This is a genomic window from Streptomyces sp. NRRL F-4489 (assembly GCF_001509485.1).
Taxonomy (GTDB): Bacteria; Actinomycetota; Actinomycetes; order Streptomycetales; family Streptomycetaceae; genus Streptomyces.
The window spans coordinates 1-13568 of the sequence record NZ_LLZI01000037.1 but is presented as its reverse complement, the minus strand read 5'-3'; the positions used below and the strand labels follow the sequence as shown (position 1 = coordinate 13568).

The following is a 13568-nucleotide window of genomic DNA, read 5'->3' as shown; positions in this document are numbered from 1 at the left end:
CCCCCGCCACGCCCCCGCCCGCCCCGGGCGATCCTCATTTGCTCTGTTCGTCGGGGGTGTCCGCCGGATAAGGTCTCAGCGGCGCGACTGCCAGTTCGAAAGCAAGGGGAAACACGGTGGCGGACGCAGCAAGGACAAACACAGCACATGTGCTGATCGCCGCGGACAAGTTCAAGGGCTCGCTCACGGCCGTCGAGGTCGCCGAGCACGTCACGGCCGGCCTGCGGCACGTGGTCCCCGGGCTGGACGTGGCGGCGGTGCCGGTCGCCGACGGCGGCGACGGGACGACCGCGGCGGCCATCGCGGCCGGTTTCGCCCGGCACGAGGCGCGGGTCACCGGGCCCACCGGCGAGCCGGTGACGGCCACCTTCGCGCTGCGCGCGGACGGTACGGCGGTGGTGGAGATGGCCGAGGCGTCCGGCCTCCAGCACCTCCCCAAGGGCGTTTTCGCGCCGCTGACGGCCACCACGTACGGCACCGGTGAGCTGCTGCTCGCGGCGCTGGACGCGGGGGCCACCTCGATCGTCTTCGGGGTCGGCGGCAGTGCCACGACGGACGGCGGCGCGGGCATGCTGGCGGCGCTCGGCGCCCGCTTCCTGGATGCCGGCGGCGCGCCGGTCGGCCCGGGCGGCGGGGCCCTGCGCGAGCTGGCCACCGCCGACCTGTCGGGCCTCGACCCGCGACTGGCCCGTACGGACATCGTGCTGGCCAGTGATGTCGACAACCCGCTGACCGGCCCCAAGGGCGCCCCGGCGGTCTACGGCCCCCAGAAGGGCGCGAGCGAGGCGGACGTCGCCCTCCTGGACGCGGCGCTGGCCCACTACGTCACGGTGCTGGAGCGGACCGTCGGCCCCAAGGCCGCGGAGTACGCCCTGGCGCCCGGCGCCGGTGCCGCCGGCGGTATCGGCTACGGCGCGCTGGTCGGGCTCGACGCGGCGTTCCGGCCGGGCATCGACGTGATGCTGGACGTGCTGGGCTTCGCGCCCGCGCTGGCCCGGGCCACGTTCGTGATCACCGGTGAGGGGTCGCTCGACGCGCAGACGCTGCACGGCAAGGCCCCGGCCGGGGTCGCCGCGGCGGCCCGCGCGGCCGGCATCGAGGTGGCCGCGGTCTGCGGGCGGCTCCAGCTGCCCCAGGAGGCGCTGACCGCGGCCGGGATCCGGCGCGCGTACGCGCTGACCGACCTGGAGCCCGACCCGGCCCGCTGCATGGCCGAGGCCGGCCCGCTGCTGGAACGCGCCGCGGCACAGCTGGCCCGCGACTTCCTGGTCTGAGGCCGCGCGGCGGGGGCGGCCCGGGCCGCGTCCGTACGCCCGTGCCCGTGCCGTACGAGGGGCAGCGACCTGACCGCATCAGGCGCTGCCCCTCGGCGCTGAACGCCGAAGGCCCCGAGCGGATCATCTCCGCCCAGGGCCTCCGGGACAAACAGGGTCGCGCCTCCCGTTACGGCTGATGCGCCGCCCGGGATTCCGCGCGGGATTCGCGGCGGTTGTCGCGGAAGGTGTTCACCCGCCGGGCCGTCGCGAAGACCGGGATCATCGCGCCCAGGACGATCTGGAGCGAGCAGCCCGTCTGGAGCAGCAGCTGGCCACCGGGGGCGTCCAGGGCCCAGGCGGCGAGCATGCCCATGCTGAGCACGATCCAGCTGAGCATCGCCACCGCGAGCCGTCCGCGCGGCTTGGGGTACTCGACCCGGCTCACCATCAGCCAGGCCACCCCGATGATCGCCAGCAGCGTCGGCAGGAACGGCAGCTCCAGCAGGACGATGGCGACGACGGTCAGGGCGCCGAACGGGCTCGGCATGCCCTGGAAGATCCCGTCGCGCAGGGTGACGCAGGAGAAGCGGGCGAGCCGCAGCACGACCGCCAGCAGCACCACCACCGCCGCGACCACCGACACCCGCTGGTGCGCGTCCTGGGCGACCATGCCCCAGGTCACGACGAAGTACGCGGGGGCCAGCCCGAAGCTGATCAGGTCGGAGAGGTTGTCCAGCTCCGCGCCCATCGCCGAGGCCCGCAGCTTGCGCGCCACCAGGCCGTCGAAGAGGTCGAAGACCGACGCGAGCAGCATCAGGATCACGGCCATCGCGGCGCTGTGCCGCGCCATCCCGCCGTCCTCGGTGCCCGTCAGATGCGGGATGAGGACGCCGGTGGTGGTGAAGTACACCGCCATGAAACCGCAGATGGCGTTACCGAGCGTGAGGGTGTCCGCTATTGACAGCCGCGTCGACAGCGGCATGTCGTCGTCCTCGTCGTTCTCCGGCGCCCAGCCCGCCTGGGTCTCGGGATCAATCACGGTCAAGGCGAGTCACCCCCGCGGTAGTGGGCTGGCCGACCTCGACCGCCGGCTCGACGCCCTCCGGGAGGTAGACGTCCACCCGCGAGCCGAAGCGGATCAGACCGATCCGCTCGCCCTGCTCGACCTTGGTGCCCTGCGGCACGTAGGGGACGATGCGGCGGGCGACCGCGCCGGCGATCTGCACCATCTCGATGTCGCCCAGCTCGGTGTCGAAGTGCCAGACGACCCGCTCGTTGTTCTCGCTCTCCTTGTTGAACGCCGGAACGAATCCGCCGGGGATGTGCTCCACGGACGTCACGGTGCCCGCGAGGGGCGCGCGGTTGACGTGGACATTCAGCGGGCTCATGAAGATCGCGACGCGGGTGCGCCCGTCCTTCCACGGCATGATGCTCTGCACCACGCCGTCGGCCGGAGAGATGACGCGGCCCGAGGCGATCTCTCGCTCGGGGTCGCGGAAGAACCACAGCATGCCCGCCGCGAGTGCGGTGGTGGGCACGGCGACGGCGGCCCAGCGTCCCGACCGGCGGGCACGGACCAGGCTGACCGCCGCCGTGGCCACGGTCGGCAGGAGCCACGGCGATGCTCCGCGCGCGAGGCGGACGCGACCGCGTTGTGCAGAGGATTGGCTGTGGGGCATGGATGACCTTCGTAGCGGAGGATGCCGCGTAGGGATACGGGGGACGGCGGCTTTCCTGGGATGCTATCGGTTGCGAGCGGCAACTGGCCAAGAGCCAGAGCCAATCCGTGGCCGAAGAACGATGACACGGTGTGATCTTTATCTACGCGAAATCCCCTTAAAAGGGACGTTCACCCCTGGATCCGGTACTCCTCAAGTAGCCGGCGGCCAATGATCATTTTCTGGATCTCGGCCGTGCCCTCGCCGATGAGGAGCATCGGGGCCTCCCGGTAGAGGCGCTCGATCTCGTACTCCTTGGAGAAGCCGTAGCCGCCGTGGATGCGGAAGGCGTCCTCGACCACCTCCTTGCAGTACTCGGAGGCCAGGTACTTCGCCATGCCCGCTTCAAGGTCGTTTCGTTGTCCCGAGTCCTTTTTGCGTGCGGCATTCACCATCATGGCATGGGCGGCCTCCACCTTTGTCGCCATTTCGGCGAGTTTGAACTGGATGGCCTGGTGCTGGGCGATCGGCTTGCCGAACGTGTGCCGCTGCTGCGCGTACGAAACACCCAGCTCGAAGGCGCGCTGGGCGACCCCGCAGCCCCGCGCGGCCACATTGACCCGGCCCACCTCGACGCCGTCCATCATGTGATAGAAGCCACGCCCGGTCTCGCCGCCCAGGACCCGGTCGGCGGGCACCCGTAGCCCGTCCATGATCAGCTCGGTGGTGTCGACCCCCTTGTAGCCCATCTTCTCGATCTTGCCGGGGATGGTCAGGCCCGGCCGGACCTCGCCGAAGCCGGCCTCCTTCTCCACCAGGAAGGTCGTCATCGACTTGTGCGGAGGAGTGCCCTCCGGATGGCCCTCGTCCGTCCGGCACAGCACCGCCACGAGAGTGGACGAACCGCCATTGGTGAGCCACATCTTCTGGCCCGTGAGCACATACGCGTCGCCGTCGCGCACGCCCTTGGAGGAAATCGCCGACACATCCGAGCCGAGCGCCGGCTCGGACATCGAGAACGCGCCCCGGATCTCGCCCGCCGCCATCTTCGGCAGGAAATAGTCCTTCTGCTCCTGTGTACCGTGCTGCTTGAGCATGTACGCCACGATGAAGTGGGTGTTGATGATGCCGGAAACGCTCATCCAGCCCCGGGCGATCTCCTCGACCGTCAGCGCGTAGGTGAGCAGCGATTCACCCAGCCCGCCGTACTCCTCGGGGATCATCAGCCCGAAGACGCCGAGTTCCTTCAGGCCCTCGACGATCCGCGACGGGTATTCGTCGCGGTGCTCCAGCTCCGTGGCGACGGGAAGGATCTCCTTGTCCACGAAGTCGCGGACGGTGGAGAGGATTTCCCGCTGAATGTCGGTCAGACCCTCGGTCTGCGCCAGCCGCGCCATCCGGTCACTTCTCCTTCCCGGCCGCGGGGGCCGGCTCGGGGCGGCCGGGCTGCTCGCCGCCGCGCTCCTTGATGTACGTGGCCGTGGGGACCATCACCTTGCGGCGGAACACGCAGACCAGCGTGCCGTCCTGCTTGTAGCCGCGGGTCTCGACGTGCACGATGCCGCGGTCGGACTTGGACCGCGACGGCGTCTTGTCCAGCACCGTCGTCTCGCCGTAGATCGTGTCGCCGTGGAAGGTCGGCGCCACGTGCTTCAGCGACTCGATCTCCAGATTGGCGATGGCCTTTCCGGAGACATCGGGCACCGACATGCCCAGCAGCAGCGAGTAGATGTAATTGCCGACGACGACGTTCCGGCCGAAGTCGGTGGTCCGCTCGGCGTAGTTGCTGTCCATGTGCAGCGGATGGTGGTTCATCGTCAGCAGGCAGAACAGGTGGTCGTCGTATTCGGTCACCGTTTTGCCCGGCCAGTGCTTGTACACATCGCCGACGGTGAACTCCTCGTAGGTGCGGCCGAACTGCATCGCGCTCATGCCTCCGGGGCTTCGAAAACGGAAGTGCGGGTCATGCCGGCGGCCCGGCCCTTTCCGGCGACCACCAGCGCCATTTTGCGGCTCGCCTCATCGATCATCTCGTCGCCCAGCATCGCCGAGCCCTTTTTCCCGCCCGCCTCGGAGGTGTGCCACGCGTACGCGTCGAGAATCAGCTCGGCGTGGTCGTAATCCTCCTGGGACGGCGAGAAGACCTCATTGGCGGCATCGACCTGGCCGGGGTGCAGCACCCACTTGCCGTCGAAGCCCAGCGCCGCCGCCCGGCCCGCGACCGCCCGGAAGCCGTCCACGTTCTTGATCTGGAGGTACGGGCCGTCGATGGCCTGGAGGTTGTGCGTCCGCGCGGCCATCAGGATGCGCATCAGGATGTAGTGGTAGGCGTCCGCCGGATAGCCGGGCGGCTGCTCGCCGACCACCAGCGACTTCATGTTGATCGACGCCATGAAGTCGGCCGGGCCGAAGATGATGGTCTCCAGGCGCGGCGAGGCGGCGGCGATCGCGTCGACGTTCACCAGGCCCTTGGCGTTCTCGATCTGCGCCTCGATGCCGATCCGGCCGGTCTCGAAGCCCATGGTCTTCTCGATCTGGGTCAGCAGCAGGTCCAGCGCCACGACCTGCGAGGCGTCCTGCACCTTCGGCAGCATGATGCAGTCGAGGTTCTGCCCGGCGCCCTCGACGACCGTGACCACGTCCCGGTACGTCCACTCCGTGGTCCAGTCGTTGACCCGCACCACCCGCGTCTTGCCCGACCAGTCGCCCTCGTTGAGGAATTTGACGATGGTGTGGCGGGCCTCCGGCTTGGCCAGCGGCGCGCAGGCGTCCTCCAGGTCCAGGAAGACCTGGTCGGCCGGCAGGCCCTGGGCCTTCTCCAGGAAACGGGGGTTGCTGCCGGGCACCGCCAGACACGAACGGCGCGGACGCAGCCGCTGCACAGGCGCACTCATGCGGGGACCTCCAGAGGGTCGAGTTGGTTCGCGGTGCGGATCTCGTCGACGATACGGCCGATGATCTCCGTGATCCCGAAGTCCTTCGGGGTGAAGACGGCGGCGACACCCGCTTCGCGCAGCGCCGCCGCGTCCGCGGCCGGGATGATGCCGCCGACGACGACCGGCAGGTCGGGCGCGCCGGCGCGGCGCAGCCGGTCCAGTACGTCCGGCACCAGCGCGGTGTGCGACCCGGAGAGGATCGACAGCCCCACGCAGTGCACGTCCTCGGCGACCGCCGCCGCCACGATCTGCTCCGGGGTGAGCCGGATGCCCTGGTAGACCACCTCGAAGCCGGCGTCCCTGGCCCGTACGGCGATCTGCTCGGCACCGTTGCTGTGCCCGTCCAGGCCGGGCTTGCCGACCAGCAGCCGCAGCCGGCCGCCGCCCAGCTCCTCGGCCGTCCGGGCCACCTTCTCCCGGACCGCGGCCAGCGCCGAACCGGCCGGCGCGGACACCACCACCGGCGCCCCGGAGACGCCGGTCGGCGCCCGGAACTCGCCGAAGACGTCCCGCAGCGCCCACGCCCACTCCCCGGTCGTGACGCCGGCGCGGGCGCACTCCAGCGTCGCCGGGAAGAGGTTGGTGTCGCCCGCCGCGGCCTTCTTCAGGGCCGACAGCGCCTCCTGGGCGCGCAGCTCGTCGCGGTTGTCCCGCCAGTCGTGCAGGGCCCGGACGACGCCCTCCTCGTTGGCCGGGTCCACCGTCATGATCGCGGTGTCCAGGTCGGCGGTGAGCGGGTTGGGCTCGGTCGACTCGAAGCAGTTGACGCCGACGATCTTCTCCTCGCCGGACTCGATCCGGGCCCGCCGCTCGGCGTGCGCGGACACCAGCTGCGACTTGAGGTAGCCGGACTCCACGGCGGCCATGACGCCGCCCATCTCCTGGATCCGCTCGATCTCGGCCAGGCAGTCCGCCACCAGGGCGTCCACCTTCGCCTCGACGACATGCGACCCGGCGAAGATGTCCTCGTACTCCAGCAGATCCGACTCGTGCGCCAGGACCTGCTGGATGCGCAGCGACCACTGCTGGTCCCAGGGGCGCGGCAGGCCCAGCGCCTCGTTCCAGGCGGGCAGCTGGACGGCGCGGGCGCGGGCGTCCTTGGAGAGCGTGACGGCCAGCATCTCCAGGACGATCCGCTGGACGTTGTTCTCCGGCTGCGCCTCGGTCAGGCCCAGGGAGTTGACCTGGACGCCGTAGCGGAAGCGGCGGTGCCGGGGGTTCTCGATGCCGTAGCGCTCGCGGGTAATGGTGTCCCAGATGCGGCCGAAGGCACGCATCTTGCACATCTCCTCGACGAAGCGGACGCCGGCGTTCACGAAGAACGAGATCCGGGCCACCACATCGCCCCGCTTCTCCTCCGGCACCTGCCCGGACGCGAACACCGCGTCGAGCACCGCGATCGCCGTGGACATCGCGTACGAGATCTCCTGGACCGGGGTGGCCCCGGCCTCCTGGAGGTGGTAGCTGCAGATGTTGATCGGGTTCCACTTGGGGAGGTGGTTGACCGTGTACGTGATCATGTCGGTGGTCAGCCGCAGCGAGGGCCCCGGCGGGAAGACGTGCGTCCCGCGCGAGAGGTACTCCTTGACGATGTCGTTCTGCGTCGTCCCCTGGAGGCCGCTGATGTCGGCGCCCTGCTCCTCGGCGACCACCTGGTAGAGGGCCAGCAGCCACATGGCGGTGGCGTTGATGGTCATCGAGGTGTTCATCTGCTCCAGCGGGATGTCCTGGAACAGCCGCCGCATATCGCCCAGATGGGATACGGGGACCCCGACCCGGCCCACTTCACCGCGGGCCAGGACGTGGTCGGGGTCGTAACCGGTCTGCGTCGGGAGGTCGAACGCGACCGACAGGCCGGTCTGGCCCTTGGCGAGGTTGCGCCGGTACAGCGCGTTGGACGCCTCGGCGGTGGAGTGGCCGGCGTAGGTGCGCATCAGCCACGGACGATCCTTCTGACGCTCGGTCATCGGTCCGCCTCAGACGTTCCGGAAGCGGTTGATGGCGTCGATGTGCCGCTCGCGCATCTGCTCGTCGCGCACGCCCATGCCCTCCTCGGGGGCCAGGCAGAGCACGCCGACCTTGCCCTGGTGGAGGTTGCGGTGCACGTCGTACGCGGCCTGGCCGGTGTCCTCCAGGCGGTACGTCTTCGACAGCGTCGGGTGGATCTTGCCCTTGGCTATCAGGCGGTTGGCCTCCCACGCCTCCCGGTAGTTGGCGAAGTGCGAGCCGATGATCCGCTTCAGCGACATCCACAGGTAGCGGTTGTCGTACTCGTGCAGATAGCCCGAGGTCGAGGCGCAGGTGGTGATGGTGCCGCCCTTGCGGGTGACGTAGACGGAGGCGCCGAAGGTCTCCCGTCCCGGGTGCTCGAAGACGATGTCGATGTCCTCGCCGCCGGTCAGCTCCCGGATGCGCTTGCCGAAGCGCTTCCACTCCTTGGGGTCCTGGGTCCGCTCGTCCTTCCAGAAGCGGTAGCCCTCGGCGGCCCGGTCGATGATCGCCTCGGCGCCCATCCGCCGGCAGATCTCCGCCTTCTGCTCGCTGGAGACCACGCAGATCGGGTTGGCGCCGCCGGCCAGCGCGAACTGCGTGGCGTACGAGCCGAGTCCGCCGCTGGCGCCCCAGATCAGGACGTTGTCGCCCTGCTTCATGCCCGCGCCGTTGCGCGACACCAGCTGCCGGTACGCGGTGGAGTTGACCAGACCGGGCGCCGCCGCCTCCTCCCAGCTGAGGTGCTTCGGCTTGGGCATCAGCTGGTTGGACTTCACCAGCGCGATCTCCGCCAGGCCGCCGAAGTTGGTCTCGAAGCCCCAGATCCGCTGCTCGGGGTCGAGCATGGTGTCGTTGTGGCCGTCGGAGGACTCCAGCTCGACCGAGAGGCAGTGCGCGACGACCTCGTCGCCGGGGGTCCAGGCGTTGACGCCGGGACCGGTCCGCAGCACCACACCGGCCAGGTCGGAGCCGATCACGTGGTACGGCAGGTCGTGCCGCTTGGCCAGCGGGGAGAGGCGCCCGTAGCGCTCCAGGAAGCCGAACGTCGACAGCGGCTCGAAGATCGAGGTCCACACCGAGTTGTAGTTCACCGAGGAGGCCATCACGGCCACCAGCGCCTCGCCCGGCCCGAGTTCGGGCACCGGCACGTCCTCGACGTGCAGCGACTTGCGGGGGTCCTTGTCACGGGTGGACAGGCCCGCGAACATCTCGGTCTCGTCCTTGTGCACGGTGACCGCGCGGTAGGACTCGGGGAGGGGGAGGGCGGCGAAGTCCTCCCGGGTGGTGTCCGGCGCGAGGATCGCGTCAAGTATCTGGTTCACGGTATGCCTCCGGCGAAGCACGTATGTCGAACGGCTTGAGGGAACGTCGGGGGTGGTGCAGCGGGGTGGTGCCGTCGGTTCGGCCGGTGGTGCGGGCATCGCGCCGGTGGGCGCGGGTGGGTGCCTGTGACGCAGGCGTCCGGGCGCGCGGGAAGTGCGGTGCGGGGACAGCCGCCACACCGTGCTTGGAACGGTGTGCCGGCCGCCCGGACACCTCCAACGTATGACACCGGGTGCCAGCCGACAAGACACTGAGTGCCAAGAATTTCCCTCAGATGTCATCCGCGTGCCACGCATGAGCGGCGGAACGGCCGGTCGCGGGATGCTTCGTCCCGTTACGTACCGGAGAGTGCGCGGACGGTGGGCGGCGGTGCGGCTACGCCGTTCGGGTGAGGGGCGCATAGGCGCACGGGCGTCGCACGGGGCTCAGGCGGGCGCCGTACGGCCCCGGGAACGGCGAACCGCCCTGCGCGGCCGGGACGGCGGGGCAGGGCGGCGGTGTACGGGGGCGCGGACCGCGAGGCGGCCCACAGGGGCGGGGCCGGCGGGTACCGGCCCCGGGGTCAGCGGCGTTCCTTGAGCGCCTTGCGGATCGTGCGCATCACCTCGTCGAGCGGCGCGTCGGTACGGGCGACCGCCACCAGCACCTCGCCCTCCCGGGAGACCGTCGCCGGCGCCGTCTCCGCCGTCGCCCGGCCCGCGCCGATCCCGGCGCCGAAGGTCTCCCGGACGATCTCGAAGGCGTGGTCCAGCTGCGCCTCCACATCGCCCTCCGCGCCGGCCCGCAGCCAGCGCCGCAGGACGTGGTTGTGCGCGGTGACCACCGCGGACGCGGCGACCTCGGCGAGCAGCGGATCGTCGTCGCCCTCGCGGTGCGCGCCCTCGTCGAAGTGGCCCAGCAGATAGCGGGTGAACAGCCGCTCGTAGCGGGCCACCGACGCGATCTCGGCCTCCCGGAGGGTGGGCACCTCCCGGGTGAGGCGGTAACGGGCCACCGACACCGCCGGGGCGGACGCGTACATCCGCATGACTTCCTTGATACCGCGGCACACCGTGTCGAGGGGGTTCTCGTGCGGCGGGGCGGCGTCCAGCACGGCCTCGGCGCGCACCAGCGTGTCGTCGTGGTCGGGGAAGATCGCCTCTTCCTTGGAGCGGAAGTGGCGGAAGAAGGTGCGCCGGGCCACGCCCGCCGCCGCCGCGATCTCGTCGACCGTGGTCGCCTCGTAGCCCTTCGTCGCGAACAGCTCCATGGCGGCGGCCGAGAGTTCGCGGCGCATTTTCAGGCGTTGGGCGGCCGCCCGGCGGGTGCCGGGAGGGGTGGCGTCGGAGGTGTCGGAGGACTGCGGGCGAGCGGGCTGGGACATGTGGGGACGGTACTGCATATTCACCCGGCCCGCGGCATGAGGTACCACTCCGACGCCCCTGACCTGGGGCGGGCCGCTGTTCCGGCCGCTTCGCGGCTCCAGCAGCCCGCCCCAGCCGCCCCCGTCCGGCAGGCGCCGCCGCGGGTCAGCGCCGGGCGTACTCACGGAAGCCGCGGCCCGTCTTGCGGCCCAGGCAGCCCGCCGCGACCAGGTGCTCCAGCAGCGGCGCCGGGGCCAGGCCCGGATCGCGGAACTCGGCGTGCAGCACCTTCTCGATGGCCAGCGACACGTCCAGGCCCACCACGTCGAGGAGCTCGAACGGGCCCATCGGATAGCCGCCGCCCAGCTTCATCGCGGCGTCGATGTCGTCCGGCGACGCGTAGTGCTCCTGGACCATCTTCACCGCGTTGTTCAAGTACGGGAACAGCAGCGCGTTGACGATGAAACCGGCCCGGTCGCCGCAGTCCACCGGGTGCTTGCGGACCGCCGCGCACACCTCCCGGACCGCGGCGTGCGCCGCGTCCCCGGTCAGCACCGTGCGGACCACCTCGACCAGCTTCATGGCCGGCGCCGGATTGAAGAAGTGCATCCCGATGACGTCCTGCGGACGGGACGTGGCGCGGGCGCAGGCGACGACCGGGAGGGAGGAGGTGGTGGTGGCCAGCACCGCGCCCGGCTTGCAGACCTTGTCCAGCGTCCCGAACAGCTCCTGCTTGACGGCCAGGTCCTCGGCCACCGCCTCCACCGCCAGATCGACGTCCGCGAACGCGTCGAGCGACCCGGCCGGGGTGATCGCCGCCAGCGCCGCGTCGCGCGCCGCCGCGGTCAGCCGGCCCTTGTCCACCGAGCGGCCCAGCGACGCGGCGATCCGGGCCTTGGCGCGCTCGGCCTTCTCCAGGCTCCGGGCGGCCAGCACCACGGTGAAGCCCGCCTTGGCGAAGACCTCGGCGATACCGCTGGCCATCGTCCCGGAACCGGCGACGCCGACGCTGCGGACCGCCCGCCCGGCCGGCTTCCCGCCCGGCTGCCCGGCGCCCGCGGCCACCGGGGTCCGCTCGTCCGGCACCACGGTCGCGGAACCGGGCGCCTGGTACGTGTAGAAGCCGCGGCCCGCCTTACGGCCCGTCAGGCCCGCCTCGGCGAGCTGGCCCAGGATCGGCGCGGGCGCGTGCAGCCGGTCCCGGGAGGCCGCGTACATCGCCTCCAGGACCGTCCGGGCGGTGTCCACGCCGATCAGGTCGAGCAGTGCGAGCGGGCCCATCGGCAGCCCGCAGCCGAGCCGCATCGCGGCGTCGATGTCCTCGCGGGTGGCGTACTTCGCCTCGTACATCGCGGCGGCCTGGTTGAGGTAGCCGAACAGCAGGCCGTCGGCGACGAAACCGGGGCGGTCGCCGACCGCGATCGGGTCCTTGCCCAGCTCCCGGGCGAGGGCGGTGACGGCGGCGACCGCGGCCGGCGCGGTGAGCACCGAGGAGACCACCTCGACCAGCCGCATGGCCGGCGCCGGATTGAAGAAGTGCAGGCCGAGGACGCGCTCGGGGCGCAGCGAATCGGCGGCGAGCCGGGTCACCGACAGCGCGTTGGTGCCCGTGGCCAGGATGGTGTCCGGGCGGACCACGGCGTCCAGCGCCGCGAAGACCTCCCGCTTGAGGTCGTAGTCCTCCGGCACCACCTCGATGACCAGATCGGCGTCCCGGGCCGCGGCCACGTCGCCGAAGGCGCGGAAGCGGGACAGCGCGTCCTGCCGCTCCCGCTCGGTCATCCGCTCCCGCCGCACGGCGCGGGCGGTGGAGGCTTCCAGGGCGGTGCGGGCGCGCCGCAGCGCGGTCTCGTCGGTGTCGATGCCGATGACCTCGCGGCCGGCCCGGGCCAGCACCTCGGCGATGCCGGTGCCCATGGTGCCCAGGCCGACGACGGCCACGGTGGCGAGCGGGAGGGAGGAGGGGACAGGGGAGAGATCAGGGGTGGACGAAGGGCCCATCGCGAGACTCCTGATGAGGGGTGTTCCCCGGCGCGGGGAAGAAGGTGACGACTCAAAGGGCGGGCGCACGGCGAGGGCGTGCGGCCTTGCGTGGCCGACCGGCGGCGAAGCCCCGGAAAGCCACGGCACCGCGGCCGGCGCCGTGCGGCGGAGGGGGCGGCGGGCCCTGTCCCGAGGCCGTGCCGCTGTCCCTGTGGGGGCGTGCTGTGCGAACGCGCGGCGCGGGGCGTGGTGCCCGCGCACGCGTGGTGCGGTGGGGTGTGCCGAACCGACGTCACACTCCGGCGGCTGCGTCACCAGGCCGCCCGAGCAGGGGTGCTGCTCGTGACAGCAGGTTAACCGGTGGGTAACCGAAGCGCCAGGGGTAAGGCGGGGCATGAGGTTGTGGTGCGGGCCACGCCGTGCGGACAGGCGCGGCGGGCAGGGAGGGGAGCAGCAAATGGAAGACGAATTCCACGAGTTGACGGACCGGGTGCGGGCCGAACTCCGCTCACCGCAGGACCTGGTCGCCTACGAGCGGCTGCTCGGCCTGGCCCGCAAGAACACCCCCGCCGGGCGCGAGGAACTGGCCCGGATACTGACCGCGGTGGAGCGCCCCCTGTGGGCGCGCGAGATCGCCGCGTTCATCCTGGGCTGCGCCGGCGACAAACGCGCCTTCGAGACCCTGGTGCTGCTGCTCAACTACCGGGAGCCGGTCCGCTGCGCCACCGCGGCACATGCCCTCGGCAAGCTCAACGACCCGCGCACCGCCCGCGCCGCGGCCGCCCTCGCCACCAACCCGCTGCGCACCGCCTACGCCCTGCACCCCGTCCGCCTGCTCGCCGAACTCCGCGCCCCCCAGTCCGTCCCCGCGCTGATCGCCACCCTGGAGCGGCTGCTGACCCCGCACAATCCCTACTGGCGGGTGGCGCTGGCCTGTGTGGAGGGCCTGGGCGCCCTGGGCGACAAACGGGCCGTACCGGCGCTGCGGGCGGCGGCCGGCCACCCCCGGCTGGCCGCGGCCGCCGCGGCGTCACTGGCGCGGCTGGGGGTGCACGAGGACCCGCCGGGGGTGGGGGC

General features: G+C 71.4%; 11 protein-coding genes. 2 read left to right on the top strand and 9 right to left on the bottom strand.

Going from position 1 to position 13568, the window contains the following annotated elements:
• Positions 1 to 149: 149 nt before the first annotated feature.
• Positions 150 to 1274: a glycerate kinase gene (locus ADL22_RS05605; RefSeq protein WP_066974293.1), complete on the top strand. Its 1125-nt coding sequence runs from the start codon at positions 150 to 152 to the stop codon at positions 1272 to 1274.
• A 169-nt stretch (positions 1275 to 1443) separates the two neighbouring features.
• Here ADL22_RS05605 and pssA read toward each other — a convergent pair whose 3' ends face one another.
• The 9 genes from pssA to ADL22_RS05560 form a co-directional block, all read right to left on the bottom strand.
• The gene (gene pssA / locus ADL22_RS05600) at positions 1444 to 2301 is read right to left on the bottom strand and encodes a CDP-diacylglycerol--serine O-phosphatidyltransferase (protein WP_199836224.1); all 858 of its coding nucleotides are present in this window, start codon (positions 2299 to 2301) and stop codon (positions 1444 to 1446) included.
• Complete coding sequence (locus tag ADL22_RS05595; RefSeq protein ID WP_066974292.1) at positions 2288 to 2935, bottom strand: phosphatidylserine decarboxylase; 648 nt, start codon at positions 2933 to 2935, stop codon at positions 2288 to 2290. Before ADL22_RS05595 ends, pssA begins: the two co-directional genes overlap by 14 nt.
• Positions 2936 to 3105: 170 nt before the next feature.
• Positions 3106 to 4311 (bottom strand): acyl-CoA dehydrogenase family protein, encoded by a 1206-nt coding sequence (locus ADL22_RS05590; RefSeq protein ID WP_066974291.1) that lies wholly within the window; start codon positions 4309 to 4311, stop codon positions 3106 to 3108.
• Between the two features lie 4 nt (positions 4312 to 4315).
• A complete protein-coding gene (locus ADL22_RS05585; RefSeq protein WP_066974290.1) occupies positions 4316 to 4837 on the bottom strand; it encodes a MaoC family dehydratase in 522 nt (173 codons plus the stop codon).
• A gap of 5 nt (positions 4838 to 4842) precedes the next feature.
• Entirely contained in the window at positions 4843 to 5808 is a 966-nt protein-coding gene (locus ADL22_RS05580; protein ID WP_066974289.1) for an HpcH/HpaI aldolase/citrate lyase family protein, read from the bottom strand.
• Positions 5805 to 7817 (bottom strand): protein meaA, encoded by a 2013-nt coding sequence (locus ADL22_RS05575; RefSeq protein ID WP_079063863.1) that lies wholly within the window; start codon positions 7815 to 7817, stop codon positions 5805 to 5807. Before ADL22_RS05575 ends, ADL22_RS05580 begins: the two co-directional genes overlap by 4 nt.
• A 9-nt stretch (positions 7818 to 7826) precedes the next feature.
• Positions 7827 to 9164 carry a crotonyl-CoA carboxylase/reductase gene (gene ccrA, locus ADL22_RS05570; protein WP_066974287.1) on the bottom strand — a complete coding sequence of 446 codons (1338 nt, stop codon included), beginning with the start codon at positions 9162 to 9164 and terminating at the stop codon, positions 7827 to 7829.
• A 563-nt stretch (positions 9165 to 9727) separates the two neighbouring features.
• A complete protein-coding gene (locus ADL22_RS05565) occupies positions 9728 to 10528 on the bottom strand; it encodes a TetR family transcriptional regulator (RefSeq protein WP_199836223.1) in 801 nt (266 codons plus the stop codon).
• Between the two features lie 145 nt (positions 10529 to 10673).
• Positions 10674 to 12509, bottom strand: a complete 1836-nt coding sequence (locus ADL22_RS05560) for a 3-hydroxyacyl-CoA dehydrogenase family protein (RefSeq protein ID WP_066974285.1) — start codon at positions 12507 to 12509, stop codon at positions 10674 to 10676.
• Positions 12510 to 12948: 439 nt separating this feature from the next.
• On the opposite strand from ADL22_RS05560, the gene ADL22_RS05555 reads away from it, so the two are divergent.
• On the top strand, positions 12949 to 13568 hold a 620-nt coding region (locus ADL22_RS05555; protein ID WP_066974284.1), incomplete at its 3' end, for a HEAT repeat domain-containing protein.